Annotated in this window: 15 protein-coding genes; 9 read left to right on the forward strand and 6 right to left on the reverse strand. The window is 60.7% G+C overall.

Translation table 11 applies throughout. The features are described 5' to 3' along the window. The first annotated feature begins 41 nt into the window (after positions 1-41). The 4 genes from H043_RS0116565 to H043_RS0116580 all read left to right on the forward strand — a co-directional run bounded on the left by H043_RS0116565 (position 42) and on the right by H043_RS0116580 (position 7,558). Positions 42-3,128 carry an autotransporter serine protease gene (locus H043_RS0116565; RefSeq protein ID WP_027612786.1) on the forward strand — a complete coding sequence of 1,029 codons (3,087 nt, stop codon included), beginning with the start codon at positions 42-44 and terminating at the stop codon, positions 3,126-3,128. Positions 3,129-3,184: 56 nt separating this feature from the next. Next, positions 3,185-4,873, forward strand: coding sequence for a polyurethanase (locus H043_RS0116570; protein ID WP_027612787.1), 1,689 nt, complete (start codon positions 3,185-3,187; stop codon positions 4,871-4,873). A 216-nt stretch (positions 4,874-5,089) separates the two neighbouring features. Continuing rightward, the gene (locus H043_RS0116575; protein ID WP_027612788.1) at positions 5,090-6,943 is read left to right on the forward strand and encodes a polyurethanase; all 1,854 of its coding nucleotides are present in this window, start codon (positions 5,090-5,092) and stop codon (positions 6,941-6,943) included. A 240-nt stretch (positions 6,944-7,183) separates the two neighbouring features. Continuing rightward, positions 7,184-7,558, forward strand: coding sequence for a hypothetical protein (locus H043_RS0116580; protein ID WP_027612789.1), 375 nt, complete (start codon positions 7,184-7,186; stop codon positions 7,556-7,558). Positions 7,559-7,679: 121 nt separating this feature from the next. Here H043_RS0116580 and H043_RS0116585 read toward each other — a convergent pair whose 3' ends face one another. After that, the gene (locus H043_RS0116585) at positions 7,680-7,904 is read right to left on the reverse strand and encodes a YgdI/YgdR family lipoprotein (RefSeq protein WP_027612790.1); all 225 of its coding nucleotides are present in this window, start codon (positions 7,902-7,904) and stop codon (positions 7,680-7,682) included. A 205-nt stretch (positions 7,905-8,109) separates the two neighbouring features. Between H043_RS0116585 and H043_RS0116590 the strand changes: the two genes are divergently transcribed. The 5 genes from H043_RS0116590 to H043_RS0116610 all read left to right on the forward strand — a co-directional run bounded on the left by H043_RS0116590 (position 8,110) and on the right by H043_RS0116610 (position 15,762). Further along, positions 8,110-9,762: a VRR-NUC domain-containing protein gene (locus H043_RS0116590; protein ID WP_027612791.1), complete on the forward strand. Its 1,653-nt coding sequence runs from the start codon at positions 8,110-8,112 to the stop codon at positions 9,760-9,762. Then, on the forward strand, positions 9,759-12,044 hold the full coding sequence (locus H043_RS0116595; protein ID WP_027612792.1) for an ATP-dependent DNA helicase: 2,286 nt from the start codon (positions 9,759-9,761) through the stop codon (positions 12,042-12,044). Before H043_RS0116590 ends, H043_RS0116595 begins: the two co-directional genes overlap by 4 nt. A gap of 186 nt (positions 12,045-12,230) precedes the next feature. Next, the gene (locus H043_RS0116600; RefSeq protein ID WP_027612793.1) at positions 12,231-13,139 is read left to right on the forward strand and encodes a zeta toxin family protein; all 909 of its coding nucleotides are present in this window, start codon (positions 12,231-12,233) and stop codon (positions 13,137-13,139) included. A 97-nt stretch (positions 13,140-13,236) separates the two neighbouring features. Next, complete coding sequence (locus H043_RS0116605) at positions 13,237-15,159, forward strand: PAS domain-containing sensor histidine kinase (RefSeq protein WP_027612794.1); 1,923 nt, start codon at positions 13,237-13,239, stop codon at positions 15,157-15,159. A gap of 66 nt (positions 15,160-15,225) precedes the next feature. Next, on the forward strand, positions 15,226-15,762 hold the full coding sequence (locus H043_RS0116610; protein ID WP_007967008.1) for a hypothetical protein: 537 nt from the start codon (positions 15,226-15,228) through the stop codon (positions 15,760-15,762). A gap of 54 nt (positions 15,763-15,816) precedes the next feature. Here H043_RS0116610 and H043_RS0116615 read toward each other — a convergent pair whose 3' ends face one another. The 5 genes from H043_RS0116615 to H043_RS0116635 form a co-directional block, all read right to left on the reverse strand. After that, positions 15,817-16,113, reverse strand: a complete 297-nt coding sequence (locus H043_RS0116615; protein ID WP_027612795.1) for a hypothetical protein — start codon at positions 16,111-16,113, stop codon at positions 15,817-15,819. A 187-nt stretch (positions 16,114-16,300) separates the two neighbouring features. Then, positions 16,301-17,644, reverse strand: coding sequence for a sodium:proton antiporter (locus H043_RS0116620; protein WP_027612796.1), 1,344 nt, complete (start codon positions 17,642-17,644; stop codon positions 16,301-16,303). Between the two features lie 36 nt (positions 17,645-17,680). Beyond that, positions 17,681-18,292, reverse strand: a complete 612-nt coding sequence (locus H043_RS0116625) for a Yip1 family protein (protein WP_027612797.1) — start codon at positions 18,290-18,292, stop codon at positions 17,681-17,683. 87 nt (positions 18,293-18,379) lie between these two features. After that, on the reverse strand, positions 18,380-19,237 hold the full coding sequence (locus H043_RS0116630; RefSeq protein WP_027612798.1) for a glucose 1-dehydrogenase: 858 nt from the start codon (positions 19,235-19,237) through the stop codon (positions 18,380-18,382). Positions 19,238-19,434: 197 nt separating this feature from the next. Further along, positions 19,435-20,589 (reverse strand): MalY/PatB family protein, encoded by a 1,155-nt coding sequence (locus H043_RS0116635; protein ID WP_027612799.1) that lies wholly within the window; start codon positions 20,587-20,589, stop codon positions 19,435-19,437. Between the last annotated feature and the right edge of the window lie 277 nt (positions 20,590-20,866).

Below are 20,866 nucleotides of genomic sequence, written 5' to 3' on the forward strand. Positions count from 1 at the left end.
GTAGACGGTTTTTTCGCAACAACACTAAGGAAGGTCGCTGGATGAATAACAACAATACCCCCGCGCAAACGGGCGGTCGCTTCGCCATGAAAACCCTCAATTGCGCCGTGCTCTGCGCACTGACCAGCTGGGGCACCGCGCACGCGGCGCCTTACGTGGAAAGCGGCCGCAGCGGCGATCCCGCCAGTTGGCGCAGCGCCGAGTTCCAGGCGGAATGGGGCCTGGGCGCCATTGGCGCGGATCACGCTTACGCCGCCGGTTACACCGGCAAAGGTGTGAAACTGGGGATCTTCGACCAGCCGGTGTATGCCGCGCACCCGGAGTTCTCCGGCCCCAACAAAGTCGTGACCCTGGTCACCAGCGGAATCCGCGAATACACCGACCCGTACATCCCGGTCAAAGCCGGGGACGCGTTCCGCTATGACGGTTCGCCCTCGGTCGGTTCCGACGGCAAGCTCGGTGCCCACGGCACCCACGTCGGTGGCATCGCTGCCGGTAGCCGTGACGGTGGGCCGATGCACGGCGTGGCGTTCGGTGCGCAGATCATCAGCGCCGACAACGGCGACCCGGGGCCGGAAGACGGCATCGTCCGTGGCAACGACGGTGCGGTGTACAAGGCCGGTTGGGATGCGCTGATCGCCAGTGGCGCGCGGATCATCAACAACAGCTGGGGCATCGGCATCACTGACCGTTTCGACCTCGGCGGCCGCGACCCGGCGTATCCGCACTTCACCGTCAACGACGCGCAATTGCAGTTCAACGAAATCCGCACGCTGCTCGGCACCAAGCCCGGCGGCGCCTACGACGGCGCCATCGCCGCCGCCCGCAGCGGCATCGTGACGATCTTCGCCGCCGGTAACGATTACAACCTGAACAACCCGGACGCCATCGCCGGCCTCGGCTACTTCGTGCCGGACATCGCGCCGAACTGGATCACCGTCGCCGCGTTGCAGAAGAACCCTGATCTGGCCAGCGCCAATCCGTACATCATGAGTACGTTTTCCTCGCGCTGCGGCTACACCGCGAGCTTCTGCGTCTCGGCGCCGGGCACGCAGATCTACAGCTCGATCATCAGCGGCACCAACGCCGACAACCTGACCACCGGCTACAAGAACTACAACGGCACCTCGATGGCCGCACCGCATGTGGCGGGCTCGATGGCGGTGTTGATGGAGCGCTTCCCGTACATGACGGGCGATCAGGTCGCCACGGTGCTGCGTACCACCGCGACCGACCTCGGCGCACCGGGCATCGACGCCTTGTACGGCTGGGGCATGATCAACCTGCGCAAAGGCATCGACGGCCCGGCGATGTTCATCACCGAGCAGGACATCCCGGAAGAGTTCCGCATTCAGGGGGCCTACGGTTCCGGGCAGTTTGTCGCGGACTTGCCGGGCATCGGCGCGATCATCGACAAGGGCAAACCGACCGAGCGCGTGTGCAACGACATCACCTGTGGCCTCGACACCTGGCGCAACGACATTTCCGGTCACGGCGGCCTGACCAAGCAGGGCATCGGCACACTGGTGCTGACCGGCAACAACACCTACAGCGGCCCGACTCTGGTCAATCAGGGGCGTCTGGCGATCAATGGCACGCTGGCTTCGGCGGTCACGGTCAACGACAGCGGCATCCTCGGCGGTAACGGCCGCATCGGTGCACTGACCGCGAAAAGCGGCGGTACCGTCGCCCCGGGCAACTCGATCGGCACGCTGAACGTCGCCGGTGACGTGACCTTCGAGCGCGGTTCGACCTACGCGGTGGAAGTCTCACCGACCAGCAGCGACAAGATCATTGCTGGTGGCAAAGCGGTGATTGATGGCGCCACGGTCAGTCTGTCGCTGGAAAACAGCCCGACCTTGCTGACGACGACTGAAGTGAAGAGCCTGCTCGGTTCGCAGTTCAACATCCTGCAAGCGGCCGGTGGCATCCAAGGCCAGTTCGGGCAAGTGCTGCCGAACTACGCGTTTCTCGGCGGCACCCTGGCGTACTCGGCAAACGGCGTGCAACTGGACGTCGGGCGCAACGGCGCATCGTTCGCCAGTGTCGGTCTGACGCCGAACCAACGTGCGGTTGGTGCGGCTGCCGAAGGGCTGGGTGCGGGCAATGCGCTGTACGAAACCCTGCTGTTGTCGCCGAATGCGGCGTCGGCGCAGCAGGCGTTCCAACAGTTATCCGGTGAGATCCACCCGGCCATCGGCACGCTGCTGATCAACGACAGCCGCTACCTGCGTGAAGCGGTGGGCGAACGTCTGCGCGAGCGTGATCTGTTCAATGCCGACGCACCGACCGACGACCGCAGCAATGCCTGGGTCAAGGTGCTGGGGTCGTGGGGCAAGAGCGATGGCGGCCACGAAAACGCCGACTCCAACAGCTCCATCGGCGGGCTGCTGGCCGGTGTCGACGGTTTGATTGCTGAAGATACCCGTCTGGGTTTCGTTACCGGTTATAGCGACAGCTCGTTGAACATGGGCAGCGACACGCATTCGTCGGCTTCGGTCGACAGCTACCACCTGGGTGCGTACCTGGGGCATCAGATTGATGCGCTGCGTCTGACCGCCGGTGCGGCTTACAGCTGGCACCGCGTGGACGTGAAGCGTGATCTGCAGTTCGCGGGCGTCAATGGCAAAGAGAAAACCAAGCACGAAGCGACGACCACTCAGGTGTTCACCGAAGCGGCTTACGATCTGCGTCTGCAACCGATGAACCTGGAGCCGTTCGCCAATCTGTCGTACGTGCACTTGAACACCGAGAGCTTCACCGAGAAGGGTGATGCGGCGGCGCTCAAGAGCTCTGAAGACAACCGCGATGTGGTGCTGTCGACTCTTGGCGTACGCGCCAAGCGCAGCTTCGCGCTGTCGGACAAACATCAGCTGGAACTGGGCGCGACCCTCGGCTGGCAGCACAACCTGAGCAGTGTCGATGCTGACAGCCACCTGGCCTTCGCCAATGGCAACAGCGCGTTCACCGTGCAGAGTGTGTCGATGGATCGTGATGCGGCAGTGGTCGGCGTCCGTGCCGGGCTGGCGCTCAATCGCGATGTCCGGGTCAACCTGGACTACAACGGACTGATCGGTAACAACGAGAAAGACCACGGTGTGGGTCTGACCCTCGACTGGCAGTTCTAAAAGCGTGCCGGCAGTCCCTTGGGGGCTGCCGGTTTTGAAGGAAGAGAGAGCACAACATGGGATTGTTCGATTATAAAAATGCCGACGGCAAAGCGTTGTACAGCGACGCCATCGCGCTGACGCTGTATGCCTACACGCCAACCGGCCAGCCGTTGCCGGCCACCGCCTGGAAACCGCTCAGCGCCACGGCGCTGGGTTATCAGGGCAAGGTCGGCGCGCAGGGCACGTTCTTCGGCGAGAAGGACGGCTTCACCAGCGCCGAGGCCGAAGTGCTCGGCCGGTACGACGCTGGCGGTAAATTGATCGGCATCGGCGTGGCCTTTCGCGGCACCGGCGGGCTGGGTTACAGCGACACCTTCGGCGACATGAAAAACAATCTGCTGGCCGCCATCGGGCCGTCGGATTACGCGAGCAACTACGCGAAAAACGCCTTCGACAACCTGCTCAAGGCTGTCGCCGCGTTCGCCATTGCCAACGGTATCGCCGCCAAGGACGTGCTGTTCAGTGGCCACAGCCTCGGTGGTCTTGGGGTCAACAGCGTGGCCGAGTTGAGCGGCGGCAATTGGGGCGGGTTTTTCAAGGACGCCAACTACATCGCGTTCGCCTCGCCGACCCAGAGCAGCACCGGCAACAACGTGCTGAACATCGGTTACGAAAACGATCCGGTGTTCCGTGCGCTGGACGGCACCACGTTCAGCAGCGGTTCGCTGGGCAAGCACGACGGGGCGCATGAGTCGACCACCGACAACATCGTCAATTTCACCGACAACTATGCGTCCACCGCGCAGAACCTGGTGCCGTTCAGCATCGTCAATCCGCTGAACTGGTCGGCCCACAGCTCGCTCGGGTATGCCGATGGCTTGAACCGGGTGATCGATTCGAAGTTCTACAACCTCACGCACAAAGACTCGACCCTCATCGTCTCCAACCTTGAGGAATCGTCCCGGGGCAAGACCTGGGTCGAGGATCTGGGGCGCAGCGGCGAGCCGCACACCGGCAGCACCTTCATCATCGGTACGCAGAGCAACGACTGGCTCAAGGGCGGGGCGGGTAACGACTTCCTCGAAGGCCTGGGCGGCGATGACCGCTTCCGCGATGACGGTGGTTTCAACATCCTCCTCGGTGGTCAGGGCCACAACACCTTCGAGCTGCAGAAACCGCTGCAGAACTTCAGCTTCGCCAACGACGGTGACGGTACGCTGTACGTGCGCGACGCCTACGGCGGCATCAGCATGACCCGCGACATCGGCGCGCTGGTGAGCAAGGAGTCGGGTTCGTGGTGGGGCAGCAAGGAAATCACCTGGGGTGTCACGGCCAAGGGTTTGACCAATGGCAGCGAACTGACCCAGTACACCCATTCGCTCAACGGCGATGCGTATGGCAACGCACTACACGCCAGCGCCGAGGGTGACTGGCTGTTCGGGCTGGGTGGCGATGACAAGCTGATCAGCGACAAGGCCCACGTGACCTTCGTCGGCGGCGCCGGCAACGACGTGATGACGGCGGTGGGGGGTAACAACACCTTCCTGTTCAGCGGCGCGTTCGGTTTTGATGCGATCAATGGCTACCAGGGCAGCGACAAACTGGTGTTCATGGGCGTCGAAGGCGCGGGGCAGGGCTTCGACTACAAGCAGCATGCTGCACAGTCGGGGGCCGATACCGTGCTAAAGATTGGCGAATATGCCGTGACCCTGGTCGGGGTGGGAGTGGCTAACCTGTCGGACTCGGCGTTCGTGTTCGCCTAGCTCCTTGTTAAGACAAACCCTGTAGGAGTGAGCCTGCTCGCGATCGCGGTGAGTCAGTCTCCATCCATGTTGCCTGACACGGTCTCATCGCGAGCAGGCTCACTCCTACAGTTAAAAGCAATGCAAGTAGTACTGAAATGCTCCGGGGCGTGCCCGTGAGGGGCGCCCTGGCTGTGAGCTATCTCTGACAATTCCAACAAAAGAGAGGCAATAGCAATGGGTGTGTATGACTACAAGAACTTCGGCACAGCCGATTCCAAGGCGCTGTTCAGCGATGCCATGGCGATCACGCTGTATTCCTACCACAACCTCGATAACGGCTTTGCCGCCGGTTATCAGCACAACGGCTTCGGCCTCGGCCTGCCCGCCACGTTGGTCACCGCGCTGCTCGGCGGTACTGATTCGCAAGGGGTGATTCCCGGTATTCCGTGGAACCCCGACTCGGAAAAACTCGCCCTCGACGCCGTGAAAAAGGCTGGCTGGACACCAATCACCGCCTCGCAGCTGGGCTACGACGGCAAGACCGACGCGCGCGGAACCTTCTTCGGCGAGAAGGCCGGTTACACCACCGCCCAGGTGGAAATCCTCGGCAAGTACGACGCCCAGGGCCATCTCACCGAAATCGGTATCGCCTTTCGCGGCACCAGCGGGCCGCGGGAAAACCTGATCCTCGACTCCATCGGCGACGTGATCAACGACCTGCTGGCAGCTTTCGGTCCGAAGGACTACGCCAAGAATTACGTCGGCGAAGCGTTCGGTAATCTGCTCAATGACGTGGTGGCGTTCGCCAAGGCCAATGGCCTCAGCGGCAAAGACGTGCTGGTCAGCGGCCACAGCCTCGGCGGGCTGGCGGTCAACAGCATGGCCGATCTGAGCGGTGGCAAGTGGGGCGGATTCTTCGCCGATTCCAACTACATCGCCTACGCCTCGCCGACCCAGAGCAGCACCGACAAGGTGCTCAACGTCGGTTACGAAAACGATCCGGTGTTCCGCGCCCTCGACGGCTCGACCTTCACCGGCGCCTCGGTCGGCGTGCACGACGCGCCCAAGGAATCGGCCACCGACAACATCGTCAGCTTCAACGATCACTACGCCTCGACCGCGTGGAATCTGCTGCCGTTCTCCATCCTCAACATCCCGACCTGGATCTCGCACCTGCCGACCGCTTACGGCGACGGCATGAACCGCATCATCGAGTCGAAGTTCTACGATCTGACCAGCAAGGACTCGACGATCATCGTCGCCAACCTGTCGGATCCGGCGCGGGCCAACACCTGGGTGCAGGATCTGAACCGCAACGCCGAAACCCACAAGGGCAGCACGTTCATCATCGGCAGTGACAGTAATGACCTGATCCAGGGCGGCAGCGGCAACGACTACCTCGAAGGTCGCGCCGGCAATGACACCTTCCGCGACGCTGGCGGCTACAACGTCATCCTCGGTGGCGCTGGCAACAACACCCTCGATTTGCAGAAGTCGGTGAACACCTTCGACTTCGCCAACGATGGCGCCGGCAATCTGTACGTGCGCGACGCCAACGGCGGGATCAGCATCACCCGCGACATCGGCAGCATCGTCACCAAGGAGCCGGGCTTCCTCTGGGGCCTGTTCAAGGACGACGTGACCCACAGCGTCACGGCTAGCGGTCTGAAGGTCGGCAGCAATGTCACGCAGTACGAGTCCAGTGTCAAAGGCACCAGCGGCGCCGACACGCTCAAGGCAAATGCCAGCGGTGACTGGTTGTTTGGTCTGGATGGCAACGATCATTTGATTGGCGGCGTCGGCAATGATGTGTTTGTCGGTGGCGCCGGTAATGACCTGATGGAATCGGGGGGCGGGGCGGATACGTTCCTGTTCAACGGCGCGTTCGGTCAGGATCGGGTGGTGGGTTTTACGTCGAATGACAAACTGGTATTCCTTGGCGTCCAGGGTGTGTTGCCCAATGACGACTTCCGCGCGCATGCCTCGATGGTGGGGCAGGACACGGTGCTGAAGTTTGGTGGGGATTCGGTGACATTGGTTGGGGTGGCGCTGAATAATCTGAGTGGCGACAGTATTGTGATCGCCTGAGGTTGATAGGGCGCCGGTAAGGGCCTATTCGCGAGCAGGCTCGCTCCCACATGGGGCTATGTGATCGACACAGGTCCAGTGTGGGAGCGAGCCTGCTCGCGAAGGATTCAGCTCGGTATCAAAAGTGACTCAACAGCCACACCCTGACTCAAAAGCTGTGCAAACAGCAGAAGCGGCCTAAAGCCAGCACGTGCACACACGTTCTATAGCCAGCCGCCATTGAGTACAGGAGATGCACACGTGAAAAGGTTCAAGGGGTATGTCGGGATTGTCGGACTGGCGCTGTTATCGGCCAATGCCTGGGCCGATCTGCCTCAAACCTCGATTCTGAGCCGCTACGGCATCAGCAGTGACCAATTGCCGAAACCGGCGAAGACCGAAGCAGCCGAGCCGGTCGAAGAGAAAAGCCTGTTTCAGATCCAGCCCGAACAGCCGTTCGTGACGTTTCGGCGGGGTGACGACAAACAGGCGCAAGCCACCGGTAACCTGAGCATCGACCGCATGACCCAGCAGGATCTGGAGCGCTGCCGGCGTCTGCAAGCCGAGCTGGCGCGGCGCGGTGAGCAGTATTTCAGTTGCGATCACAGCATTGTGGGTCTGCCTGCTTTCGAATAACCCACACAGATCACGTTCTCCCCGTAGGAGCTGCCGAAGGCTGCGATCTTTTGATTTTGATCTTGAAAAACAAAGTCAAAAGATCGCAGCCTTCGGCAGCTCCTACAGGGTTATCGGGTGGTCAGTCTTCTTTGCGCACCGTCGCGACCTCGTCGCCGCGGACTTTCACCTTGGTCCCGGAAATATCCTCGAACTCATAGAACCCATCCTTGTTCTTGGTTTTCGGCATGTCCTTGGTCAAATACTGAGTACCGTTCTGCAAGGTCACCACGGTTGGTGTCGAGCAGCCGCCCAATGCCAGGAAGGCTGCTACCGCCAGGGGAAGACCCAGAGTCTTGATGTTCATACCCACCTCAAATACCTCATTCCATATCAATTGACCGTATCCGGTCTCTAACGCGGTTGGTGCCGTCGAACCGGAAAAAGTTCGATGGCACCCTGAAAAAATCCCGATTGCCGCTGCCACTGATCTTTTTCCGTTTGCAGGAGACAGGGCAGAGCTGGTATCTGTACGCATAACCAGTATTCGCTCGCCATGGCCCTGAATTCCCGTGACTGCCAACCCGCTCGACGATCCGTTTTATTACCTCAACAACTTCCGGCAAGTGCTTGATTGGCTTGAGCTTCGCTATGCCGATGTGATGAGCGAATCCGAGCACGGCTTTATCCGCGACTTCAAGGCCTTGCCACGCACTTCGCAGGCTTTGCTGGTGCGCATGATAATGCGCAAGGGCGTGCATTTCCGCCTCGGCAAACTCAATTACCCGGAAATCGGGGACATCAGCAACGCCGCGCAGCCGTTGTTGCGTCACGGCTGGCTCGACGATCAGGCTTTGTTGAGCGTGGCCGAAGTGTTCGACGTGTTGCTCAAGGCCGAACTGCTGCAGGCGTTCGGCAGCTTTATCGAGCAACCCAAGGGCCGCAAGGACGACTGGCTGCCGGCGCTGGCCGAGCAATTCAGCGAGTCGCGCAGCCTCTGTGATTGGGCGCCGACGCTCGGCGACTGCTTGCTCAGCCTGACCATCATGGACCTGTGCGACCGCCTGCGTCTGATGTTCTTCGGCAACCTGTACCAGGACTGGTCGGAATTCGTCCTCGCCGACCTCGGGATCTTTACCTACGAAAAAGTCGAGTTCTGCGCTGACTCCCGTGGCCTGCGCAGCCGTGAAGACGTTGACGCCTGCCTGTTCCTGCATCAGTGCCAACTGCGTTTCGAAGCCGGTGAACCGTTGGAGCCCATTGTCGAACAGGTCCGCGCGTTGCAGTTCGACAACCCGTGGCTGCAGCGGCGGCGCGGCAAGGTGCTGTTCCAGATCGGCCAGTATTGCGAGCGCGTCGCCGAGTTCGCCCTGGCGTTGAGCATTTACCGCGATTGCACCTACCCCGGCGCCCGTCAGCGAATGATCCGCGTGCTGGAGCGCTGCGGCGAATACGCACTGGCGCTGGAGCTCGCCAGCCTCGCTGAACAGGCGCCGGAAAGCGCTGCGGAGCAGCAGAGCCTGCAACGGATGCTGCCACGGCTGCGGCGCAAACTCGGCGGGCCGCCGCTCAAACGGGCAACGCCACGCCCGGTCGAGCGCCTCGATCTGCAACTGCCGCGCGTTGATCCGGGATTGTCGGTGGAGTTCTACGTGCAGGCGCATCTGCACGAAGACAGCGGCCCGGTGCATTACGTCGAAAACAGCCTGATCAACTCGCTGTTCGGCCTGTTGTGCTGGCCGGCGATTTTTGCGCCGTTGCCGGGGGCATTCTTTCACCCGTTTCAGCGCGGGCCGGTGGATCTGCTCAACGAAGACTTTCAGCAACGCCGCGCCGAACTGTTCCAGGCTTGTCTCGACCAACTCGACGACGGTCGTTATGCGGCGACCATTCGTGAGCGCTTCGTCGCCAAATGGGGCGTGCAGTCGCCGTTCGTGTTCTGGGGCGCGTTGAATGAGCAACTGCTGGAGCAGGCGCTGGCGTGCTTGCCGGCGGAACACCTCAAGCACTGGTTCAATCGCCTGCTGCTCGACATCAAGGCCAACCGCGCCGGCATGCCTGATCTGATCCAGTTCTGGCCGCAGCACAAGACCTACCGGATGATCGAGGTCAAAGGTCCCGGTGACCGCCTGCAGGATAACCAACTGCGCTGGCTGGAGTTCTGCCACCAACACCAGATGCCGGTCGCCGTGTGCTACGTGCAATGGGCGGAGCAGAGCGCTTGAGCTACAGCATTGCCGTCCGTGCCCTATGCGAGTTCACCGCCAAGACCGGCGACCTCGACCTGCGTTTTACCCCTTCGCCGACAGCCCTCGAAGGCATGCTCGGGCACCGCACCGTGGCCTCGCGGCGCAACGACAAATACCAAAGCGAAGTGGCACTGGAAGGCGAGTTTCTGCAGTTGAAGGTCAGGGGCAGGGCGGACGGCTATGACCCGGCGCAGAACTGTCTGGAAGAAGTCAAAACCTATCGCGGTGACCTGAGCAAGCAACCGGCCAACCATCGGCAGTTGCATTGGGCGCAGGCGAAAATCTACGGCTGGCTGATGTGTCGCAAGCTGGAGCTTGCGCAGATCAATCTGGCGCTGGTGTATTTCGACATCGTCAGCGAAAAGGAAACCTGTCTGGTCGAGTCCTTCAATGCTCCAGCCTTGCAGGTTTTTTTCGAACAGCAATGCCGGTTGTTCCTGGACTGGGCCGAGCAGGAAATGGCCCACCGCGAGGCGCGCAATCTGGCGGCGCAGCAATTGGGCTTTCCCCACGCCGACTTTCGCCCCGGCCAGCGGCATCTGGCTGAATCGGTGTTCAAAGCGGTCAGCACCGGCCGCTGCCTGATGGCCCAGGCGCCCACCGGCATCGGCAAAACCCTCGGCACGCTGTTCCCCATGCTCAAGGCACTGGCGCCGCAGCAACTGGACAAGGTGTTCTTTCTGACCGCCAAGACCCCGGGGCGCAAACTGGCGCTGGATGCCAGTCAGGTGTTGTTCGATCAGTCTGAACGCTTGCCGCTGCGGGTGCTGGAGATGGTCGCCCGCGACAAGGCTTGCGAACACTTGGACAAAGCCTGTCACGGTGAATCCTGCCCGTTGGCCCAGGGCTTTTATGATCGCCTGCCCGCCGCCCGGCAAGCGGCCAGCCGGATCAATCTGCTGGATCAGGCGGCGATGCGCGAAGTGGCCCGTGAGCACACGGTGTGCCCGTATTACTTGAGCCAGGAAATGGCCCGCTGGGCCGACGTGGTGGTGGCGGACTACAACTATTACTTCGATTTCAGCGCGCTGCTGTTCGGTCTGGCCCAGCTCAATCAGTGGAAGGTTGCGGTGCTGGCCGATGAAGCGCACAACCTGGTCGAACGCGGGCGCTCGATGTACAGCGCCAGTCTCGATCAGGCCGCGCTGGCCAGTGTGCGCAAGACGGCCCCCGAAGTGCTGAAAAAATCCCTGCAAAGGGTCAATCGCGAGTGGAACGCGCTGCACCAGCCGCAACTGGCGCCGTATCAGGCCTACGACAAGGCCCCGGAAAAACTGCTGCAAGCGGTGTCCCTGTGCAGCGCGGCGATTGGTGATTACCTCAACGACCATCCGCAGGGACTCGACAGCGCGCTGCAAACCTTCTATTTCGACATGCTGCAGTTCGGCCGGGTGGCGGAGCTGTTCGACGAGCATTACCTGTTCGACATCAGCAAGCGCGACCTTGAGCGCAAGCGGCCGCTGTCGCAGTTGTGCCTGCGCAACGTGGTGCCGGCGGCGTTCATCGGCCCGCGCCTGAAAGCGGCGCGCAGCAGCGTGTTGTTCTCGGCGACGCTGAGCCCGCGACGCTATTACGCCGATCTGCTCGGCACGCCCGCCGACACGGTATGCATAGACGTCGAATCACCCTTCAGCGCCGAACAGCTGCAAGTGCAGATCGTCAGCCGTATCTCCACGCGCTTCAATCATCGTCAGGCGTCGCTGGAACCGATCGTCGAGCTGATCGCCCGCCAGTTCAGCGAGCGCCCGGGCAATTACCTGGCGTTCTTCAGCAGCTTCGATTACCTGCAACAAGTGCTGACGCTGCTCGCCGAACGCCATCCGCAGATCAATCTGTGGCAGCAGTCCCGGGGCATGGCCGAAGGGCAGCGGCAGGCCTTTCTCGATCAGTTCACCGCCGACAGTCAGGGCATTGGCTTCGCCGTGTTGGGCGGTGCGTTCGGCGAGGGCATCGACCTGCCCGGAGCACGGCTGATCGGTGCGTTCATCGCGACCCTGGGGCTGGCCCAGCTCAATCCGGTCAACGAGCAGTTGAAACGGCGCATGGCGGCGATTTTCGGTGCCGGCTACGATTACACCTACCTGTATCCGGGCGTGCAGAAAGTGGTACAGGCTGCCGGGCGGGTGATCCGTACGCGTCAGGATCGCGGCGTGGTGATGCTGATCGATGACCGCTTCGCCGAACCGCGCATTCAGCAACTGCTGCCACGCTGGTGGTCGCTCAATGCGGACGAAAACGTCCCGATATCGGCAGGGTGAAGCGGCATTTTTCTGTCCGTCAGGCGCTCACCAGACGTCAGCGGTTTGCTGTTCTGGTGTAGGAAAATATCCTTTAAAAAACAGCGACATATTCTGTCTTGAAGTGCTTTTTGCATATCGTCTGCAATCAGGCTTTATTGAGAGGGCAGAGTATCTGCCATCGACACTTGATAAGGACATCAAGACATGAACGCGACTACCGCTTATACCTACACCGCCGCCGACATCAACACAGCCTTCAACAAAATCAGCGCCACTCTGTTCGCCGGGAAAACCGCCGAAACCATTCCCCGGATGCTGATTACCGCAGGTGTACAAGCGTCAGGCAAAACCTATCTTTTGGAGAAAAGCCTGCTGACTTCGGGTCGATACGATAACTATGTGCGCCTGTACAAACCCGAGTATCGCGAAGAGCATCCGCAATACAGGCAAATGGTCGAGCTCGGCAAACTGCACGCCTATGAACACACCGAAGCCTTTGTGAGAGCAGTGTGTGCGAGGATTTTCGAGGAAGCATTCCGGCGCAAACTCGACATCATCATGGAGTGCGCCTTCGATAGCATCGATTTTGCTGCGCTGCCAACGGCGGCTGCGACCAACGGCTACCAGCTGGAAATCCATATTGTTGCCTGTGGTCATGCCTTCGCCTTTCTGTCTAACGTCAAACGCGGGTTGAGAAGCCTGGAAAAATCGGAGCTGGAACGGTTTGTCAGGTCCTCTGATCTGAAAACCAGTTTGAACAACTCGCACGCAGTGATCTTTCAACTTGAATCCGCTGCAAAAACCGTCGAGGGTTCGCAGATATTCCTTTACGAGCGTGGGCTGGGCGTCTTGAAAGACAGGGCGTTGCGCGGGCACAGTACCTGTAAGCGGAACACGCAAGGCACGCTGGAGTTGACATCGACCGGACAAGGGTACGACTACGCCAGCTACGAAAGCATTGCGAGCAACACCATCAATAGCCTTGCCGAGCGCGACGAGATGATCAAGGAGTGTCATCTGGCCCTGCAAAAAACCGCTCAGTACGCCGACCAGATCCCGGCATTTGTTTACAACGCTTTGTACTCACGCATTATCAAATACGCCAATCGTTGAGCATCATTGCGGTGGCGGTAATTAGAAGCGCGTTTGCACCTTCCCATGGCGCCGGATTGCCGCATACTTGTGCTAATGAAAAGCAGCGGTGAACCTGATGAGTGACAACCCGAGCAAAACTGCCGCGATCGAGGAGATGCGTTTTCGTCTGCTGATCGATGCGGTGGTCGATTATGCGATTTACATGATCGACCCGGACGGCATCATCACCAGCTGGAACTCCGGCGCCAAACGCTTCAAGGGCTACGAAGAGGCGGAGATTCTCGGCGAGCATTTCTCGCGTTTCTATACCGCCGATGATCGTGTGGCGGGCCTGCCGCAACGCGCGCTCGACACGGCTCTGCGCGAAGGACGCTTCGAAGGCGAGGGCTGGCGGGTGCGCAAGGATGGCACCAGCTTCTGGTGCCATGTAGTCATCGATCCGATCATTGATCCCAACGGCAAACTGCTCGGCTATGCCAAGATCACCCGTGACCTGACCGACCGCAAGATGGCTGAGGAAACCCTCAAGCAAAGCGAACAGCAGTTTCGCCTGCTGGTGCAGGGTGTCACCGATTATGCGATCTACATGCTCAGCCCCGAAGGTCGTGTGAGCAACTGGAATCAGGGCGCCCAGCGGATCAAGGGGTACCAGCCGGAAGAAATCATCGGCCAGCATTTTTCGATTTTCTACACCCCGGAAGACCGTGTGGCCGGCGAACCGCAACGGGCACTGGAGATTGCCACCCGCGAGGGCCGTTTCGAGAACAAGAGCTGGCGCATGCGCAAGGATGGCACGCGGTTTCTGGCCCACGTGGTGGTCGATGCCATTCGCGGCGAAACCGGCACGCTGCTCGGGTTTGCCAAGATCACCCGCGATGTCACCGAAGCCCATGAGTCGCAAGTGGCGCTGGAAAAGACCCGCGAAGCGCTGTTTCAGGCGCAGAAGATGCAGGCCATCGGTCAGCTCAGCGGCGGCATCGCCCATGACTTCAACAATCTGCTGACGGTGATTCTGGGCAATCTGGAGATTCTGCAAAAGCGCATCGGTGACGATCCGAAAAACAGCCGTCTGCTGGAAAACGCCACGCAGGGTGCGTTGCGTGGCGTATCGCTGACCCAACGCATGCTGGCCTTCGCCCGCCGTCAGGAACTCAAGACCGAGCCGGTCGATATTCCCCAACTGGTGCAAGGCATCACCGGACTGTTGCGCAGCTCGATAGGCCCGGGGATTCGCATCGAGACACGCTTTCCCGAGGATCTGCAACCGGTGCTGGCCGACAGCAACCAACTGGAACTGGCGTTGCTCAATCTGGCGACCAACGCCCGCGACGCCATGGTCGACGGTGGCAGCCTGTGCATTACCGCGCAGCCGGAAGTCGTGCTTGAGCAAAGCCATTCGTCAATGGCGGCCGGGCACTATGTGTGCCTGAGCGTGATCGACACGGGCGAGGGCATGGACGAAGCCACGCTGGGTTCGGCCAGGGATCCGTTTTTCACCACCAAGGGCGTGGGCAAGGGCACCGGGCTGGGCCTGTCGATGGTGCATGGCTTTATCGAGCAACTGGGCGGCCGTTTCATTCTCAAGAGCGAAAAAGGCCATGGCACCCGCGCTGAAATGTGGATACCGGTGGCGTTAGCCGGGGAGACGGCAAAAAACCTCTACCCGGCGGTCAAACCGGTGTTGGTGCCGCGCCTCAGCGTTCTGGTGGTGGACGACGATTCGCTGGTGATGACCAGCACCACGCTGCTGCTCGAAGACCTTGGCCATCGCGTGATCAGCGCCACGTCCGGTGCCAAGGCGCTGGCGTTGTTCGAGCAGGGCGAAGTCATTGATCTGATGATCACCGACATGGCCATGCCGCAGATGAGCGGCGCGCAACTGGCGCATGCAGTACGTCTGCTCAAGCCGGATCTGCCGATCATTCTGGCCACCGGTTACGCCGAACGTCTGGAAGGCTTTGCCGCGCAATTGCCGCGTCTGCCCAAGCCATTCACCCAGCTCAACCTGGTGGAAATCATCGCGCAGTCGATGAAGTGAATCCGCCTGAACTTGTCCGTGGCGAGGGCCTTCTAAAAGGTTTCCCCGCCACGGAGTGCGCGTCCCTTGCCTCGCATACTGACTGAGCCCAGCGCTGAAGAGCACCTGACTGAACACGACGCCAAGATGTTCGGCTCACCCAAGGAACGGCTGGACTTCTATCGCAAGGAAATCCAGTACGAAACCAGCATCCTCGCCAACCGCACCGATGCCTATCTGGCGGCGCAGTCGTTTCTGGTGATTGCCTTCGCTTCGTGCATGGCCAACCTCAACCCCGAGTGGGGCAAGCTGTTCACGCTGGTGGTGCCGCCGTTTCTCGCACTGCTCGGGCTGCTCAGTTCGCTCAATGCCTGGCCGGGGATTCGTGCGGCGTACGACATCATCGATCACTGGCACTACAAGCAAAGCGAGTTGTTGCGCAGCGAGCCGATCATGGGCATGGCTTACGACGAGTCGCCGCTGTTCAGTGAAATGGAGTCGAGCCACAAGGGCTATCGCAAGTCGCTGTTGTTTTCGGTGCGCACGCCCTGGATCTTCGCCACGTTCTGGATCCTGCTCGGGGCTTATGCAGTGTTCATTCAGGTGACCAACCCCGGGGGCTGAACGCCGCCCAAAGAAAAAGCCCGGACATCGCTGCCGGGCTTTTTCTTGTGTGCTTTATTCGACGGTTTCAAGTTGCCGACGCAATTCCTGCGAGTGATGCGGTGACATTGGAATCGGCGGGAAGTCTTCGTTGAGGACGCACAAGTGATCGATGGCTTCCTCGAACTTCCCATCGGCTTTGCGGCGCATTGCTCGATAGTGCTCAAACTGTTCGAGGTCCAGATTGTCCGCTTCCAGCAGCTCGTAAGCCGCTCGGTTGAGGGCGTGGGCATCTTCGAACAGTTGACGATTGCGTTCCAGGGCCAAAGCCCTGCAAGCCTTGATTTGTGCCGGAGTCGAGCATTCTTTCATGACCGTGACCTTGTTATCCAAAGATTCCTCTTCATGGGCTGCAAGCCGCAGGGGAACCGAACCTGCCGGACCTCGCCGAGTGCATCCAGCGAGGGGTTATGGTTGTGACTGTCGGTTTTGGCCGAGGGATCCATTTATTTTCAGAAAAAACTTCGATGGATTTCCCGACATATTGCCGCCGGAAAAATCAGTTTTTTCGTTTTTGCCGTTGTTCGTAGCGCGCCAGCAGCGGCTGCGTGCTGATGCCATGCAGCAAAATGCTCAATGCCACCACGGACAGGGTGATGTTGGTGCACAACGTCGCGACTGAAGGACTCAGCCCGTGGTTCAAGGCATAAAACAGATAGAACAGACTGCCGATCCCGCGAATGCCGAACCAACCGATCAACAGCCGTTGACCACCGTCGAGCAAAGTGCCCCATGGCATCAGCGCAACGCAGGCCGGACGCACCACGCAGAACAGCACCGCGCCAATGACCAACGCCCGCCAGTCCCAATGCGGCACCAGTACCACACCCAGCAAGGTCACCAGAAACACTTCCATGGCCCGTTCCACCAGACTGCCGAACGAGAGCATGTCGCCCATCATGATCCCGGCGGCGACCTGACTGCTTTCCAGTCGTTCGGTATCGCCGTGCACCGCGTGCTGCGGTTCGATGTTCTGGTGGCCGACCACCGGTTGCACCAGATGTTCGGCGGGCGGCTGGCTGGCGCCGGTGGATTTGACTTCTTCTTGACGCAAGCCGAGGCCGGCGGCGAATACCGACAGAAAACCATAACCGCCAATCGCATCTGCGCCGACATAAGCCAGAGCAATCAGCGACAGCGCCAGATAATCATTCGGGCTCAGGGTGCTGTCGTCGTTACGAATGCGCAACGACAGCGTCAACCGACCGATGCCGCGCCCCATCCAGTAACCGGTGAGCAAACCGACCGGCACCGCCCAGAGCAAGCCGTGCAGCACCCAATCGGTCAAGGCGCCGGGTTGCGCGTCGGCCTGCAACAGCAGCAAGCCGAGAATCACGAACGGGAACGCGATGCCGTCATTGAGCCCGGCTTCTCCGGAAAGGCCAAAGCGCACGCTGTCGACATCCCGCGCATCGTTGACCTGCACCAGCGCGGCCAGTACCGGGTCGGTCGGCGCGAGCATCGCCCCGATCAGCAGCGACGGCCCCCACGACAGTTGCAGGCCCCAGTGCAGCAATACGCTGACCCCGGCGATGGTCAAGACCATCACCGGGCCCGCCAGCCCGAACGCAATCCGCCAACGCTTGTCGCGCAGTGGCAGACGCAGCTTGAGCCCGCAGACAAACAGCGAAAACAGCACCGCCACTTCCGTGAGGTGCTCCATCCACACCGACGCGTTTTCCAGTGACAGCTTCAGCAGATCCAGACCGCTGGGGCCGATGCCGATCCCCAGCAGCAGGCACACGGCCGAAGTGGTGACCGGCATCCAGCGCAGGTACGACGAGGTCAGCGCGAGGGTCAGCAACACCGCGCCAAGCACCGCGACCCAGATGACAAAGCTCATGTTCGGCCGTCCATCGACGACAGCGTTGGCACCGGGTTAACCAACGGTAGTTCGCAAGTACTCGGGCGCGAGCACGTTGAACCACAGCAGAATCATCGACACCAGAATGGTCACCATCACCAGCAGGCCGACGCCCCAGACGCAAGCCGAATACAGCAGGCCCTGTTCCTTGCGTTCATGCATGAACGTCGGCAGGCCGACGAACAGCAGGAACGTCGAATACACCGAAGCGGCACCCAGCACCAGAATAGCCAGCCAGCGACTTGGATAGAGCCCGGCGATGCCGGCGACGAAAAACGGCGTCACGGTATAGGCGGCAAAGCCGATGCACTGGTTAAGCGTGGGGCGCGCGTCGAACGTACGTGACATCCAGCGGATGAACCCGCCGATGATCGCGACCCCGGCGACAATCGCCACATACAGCAGAATGCTCAGTTGCAGTGCACTGGCCGTGCTCAAGCGTACGGTCTCGCCGGCTGCCAGACTCCAGCCGACATACGTGGTACCGAGGAACAGACACACGGCGGGAATCAGCGCCAATAGCAACAGATGCGCCAGGTAGTGACGGGGATGGGCCTCTTCCTCGCGGCGGATATCGGTCCAGGCGAAGTTGGGCTGGGTGAAGAGTTTGATGAGAGGGGCGGACATGACGACCTCCTGATCCTGCAGACCGGTTGGGACTCTTAAAGGTATGGAGGGACGTCATGCCACCAGGTTCAGTTTTTCTCGCGCCGCTTAGAGCATCGGCTTGCCGCCGGTGACGCCATAGCGCTGACCGGTGATGTAACTGGCTTCATCGGAGGCGAGCAGCACATAGATTGGCGCCACTTCCACCGGTTGTCCGGGGCGCCCGAGCGGGGTTTCGCTGCCGAAGTTCTGCACCTCTTCATCGGGCATGGTCGAGACGATCAGTGGCGTCCAGATTGGTCCGGGGGCCACGCAGTTCACGCGGATTTCTTTTGGCCCGAGTATCTGTGCCAGTCCGCCGGTGAAGTTGGCGATCGCACCCTTGGTGGTGGCGTAGGCGAGCAGGGTCGGTTTGGGCATGTCCGAGTTGACCGAGCTGGTGTTGATGATCGACGCGCCGGGGCGCATGTGTTTGATCGCTGCCTGGCACAACCGGAAAATCGCGGTGATGTTGACGTCGAAGGTCATCACCCATTCTTCGTCGGGGATTTCTTCGAAGGTTTCGTGGGTCATCTGGAACGCGGCGTTGTTGACCAGAATATCGATGCGCCCGAAGCGTTCGACGGTCTTGTCCACCAGTTCCTGACAATGGGCCTTGTGCGCGAGGTCGCCGGACAGCAACAGGCACTGGCGGCCTGCCTGTTCAACCCAGCGTGCGGTCTCTTTGGCGTCTTCATGTTCATTCAGATAAGCCACTACAACGTCTGCACCTTCACGGGCAAAGGCAATCGCCACCGCGCGGCCAATGCCGCTGTCGGCACCGGTAATCAGCGCAATCTTGCCAGCCAGCCGCCCGGAGCCAACGTAGCTTTGCTCGCCGCAGTCGGGATACGGCTGCATTTTGCTTTGCGCACCGGGGACGGCTTGGGCTTGTGCGGGGAAGGGTGGTTTTGGGTAATCGGTCATCACAAATCTCCGAGGTTCTCAGGGCAGGTATGGGTGGTTGACCCGGACGGTTTGCCGTGAGTTCGATCGGATTTTGGATGACCACAAAACCATTGTAGGAGTGAGCCTGCTCGCGATGGCGGTGTATCAGCCGACATTAATGTGGAATGTCAGTCAGCTATCGCGAGCAGGCTCACTCCTACAGATGGGTGGTGTTTTCAGATATTGCGGTTTGTCAGGGCACGCTCCATGCGGCTGATGCCCTCTTCGAGCAACGACCGCGGGCAGCCGAAGTTCAGGCGCACGAATTGTTGGTGCTGATCGCCGAAATCCAGCCCGGCGCTCAGACCAACCTTGGCCTGCTCAAGAAAGAACTGCTGCGGATTGTCCAGGTCCAGCGCCGAGCAATCGAGCCACGCCAGATACGTCCCTTGCGGCACGTTGATCGTCACTCCCGGCAAGCGGCTGCGCACCGCATCCACCAGCCAGTCGCGGTTGGCCTGCAGATAGGTTTTCAGTTCGGCCAGCCACGGCGCGCCTTCGCTGTAGGCGACGCGGGTGGCTTCCATGCCCAGCGGGTTGACGCTGTCGACCATGCCGCAACGGGCGTGGTTGACGCGTTCGCGCAGGGCGGCGTCCTGGATGATCATGAACGAGGTTTTGAGGCCGGCGATGTTGTAGGCCTTGCTGGCTGACATCAGGGTGATGGTGCGCTTGGCGATTTCCGGGCTGAGGGACGCGGTCGGAATGTGCACGCGGCCGTCGAAGCACAGCTCGGCGTGGATCTCGTCGGAGATGATCCAGGCGTCCTGTGCCGCACAGATATCCGCTACGGCTTGCAGCTCCTCACGGCCAAACACCTTGCCGATCGGGTTGTGCGGGTTGCTCAGGAGCAGGGCGCCGCCGCCGTTCAGCGATTCGCGCAAGGTCTCCAGCGGCGTGGCGTAGCTGCCATCGGCCTGAGGGATGAATTCCAGCTCGACCTTGTTCAGCCCCCAATGCCCCGGCGCATGCCGCAGCGGCGGGTAGTTCGGCACCTGCACCACGACGTTTTGCTGCGGCTGCACCAGCGCTTTCAAAGCCATGTTGAAACCGGATTCAACGCCCGGCAGGAAGATCAGCTCCTGCGGTTTGACCTTCCAGGCGAACTTGTCCCACAGGTCGGCGACGATCGCTTCACGCAAGTTGTCCTGCGCCACGCTGTAACCCACCAGCGGGTGCAGCAGACGCTGCTGCAACGCCTCGATGATCACCGGCGGCGCGGCGAAATCCATATCAGCGACCCACATCGGCAACACATCGGCCGGGTAGCGGCTCCACTTGGTGCTGCCGGTGTTGTGGCGGTCGAATACCTGATCAAAATCGAAAGTCATGCGCGGTCTCGTGAAGGCGGGTTGTTCATGGGCGCCATGATAAACCCATGACACTTGGGGATACACAAAACCTGTGGGAGCGAGCCTGCTCGCGAAGGCGGTGTGTCAGTCAATATTTGTCTCAACTGACAGGGCCTCTTCGCGAGCAGGCTCGCTCCCACAGGTTTTCCAGGGCATGACCGATTGTCGCCGACGGTCGGTTTTCACACAGAGTGTGTGGTCATTGTCTACAGTGAAAAAGCCGGCAGGCATTCTGCCGTAACCGTGTTTGTCCAGA

The organism is Pseudomonas sp. URIL14HWK12:I6, from assembly GCF_000514195.1.
In the GTDB taxonomy this organism is placed as follows: domain Bacteria; phylum Pseudomonadota; class Gammaproteobacteria; order Pseudomonadales; family Pseudomonadaceae; genus Aquipseudomonas; species Aquipseudomonas putida_A.

Excerpts from the sequence above, each read along its gene's own strand:
- H043_RS0116620 (WP_027612796.1), bottom strand. The coding sequence starts at position 17,644 with ATGAGCTTTGTCATCTGGGTCGCGGTGCTTGGCGCGGTGTTGCTGACC.
- H043_RS0116585 (WP_027612790.1), bottom strand. The coding sequence starts at position 7,904 with ATGAACATCAAGACTCTGGGTCTTCCCCTGGCGGTAGCAGCCTTCCTG.
- H043_RS0116615 (WP_027612795.1), bottom strand. The coding sequence starts at position 16,113 with ATGAAAGAATGCTCGACTCCGGCACAAATCAAGGCTTGCAGGGCTTTG.
- H043_RS0116570 (WP_027612787.1), top strand. The coding sequence starts at position 3,185 with ATGGGATTGTTCGATTATAAAAATGCCGACGGCAAAGCGTTGTACAGC.
- H043_RS0116600 (WP_027612793.1), top strand. The coding sequence starts at position 12,231 with ATGAACGCGACTACCGCTTATACCTACACCGCCGCCGACATCAACACA.
- H043_RS0116565 (WP_027612786.1), top strand. The coding sequence starts at position 42 with ATGAATAACAACAATACCCCCGCGCAAACGGGCGGTCGCTTCGCCATG.
- H043_RS0116625 (WP_027612797.1), bottom strand. The coding sequence starts at position 18,292 with ATGTCCGCCCCTCTCATCAAACTCTTCACCCAGCCCAACTTCGCCTGG.
- H043_RS0116605 (WP_027612794.1), top strand. The coding sequence starts at position 13,237 with ATGAGTGACAACCCGAGCAAAACTGCCGCGATCGAGGAGATGCGTTTT.
- H043_RS0116575 (WP_027612788.1), top strand. The coding sequence starts at position 5,090 with ATGGGTGTGTATGACTACAAGAACTTCGGCACAGCCGATTCCAAGGCG.
- H043_RS0116630 (WP_027612798.1), bottom strand. The coding sequence starts at position 19,237 with ATGACCGATTACCCAAAACCACCCTTCCCCGCACAAGCCCAAGCCGTC.
- H043_RS0116635 (WP_027612799.1), bottom strand. The coding sequence starts at position 20,589 with ATGACTTTCGATTTTGATCAGGTATTCGACCGCCACAACACCGGCAGC.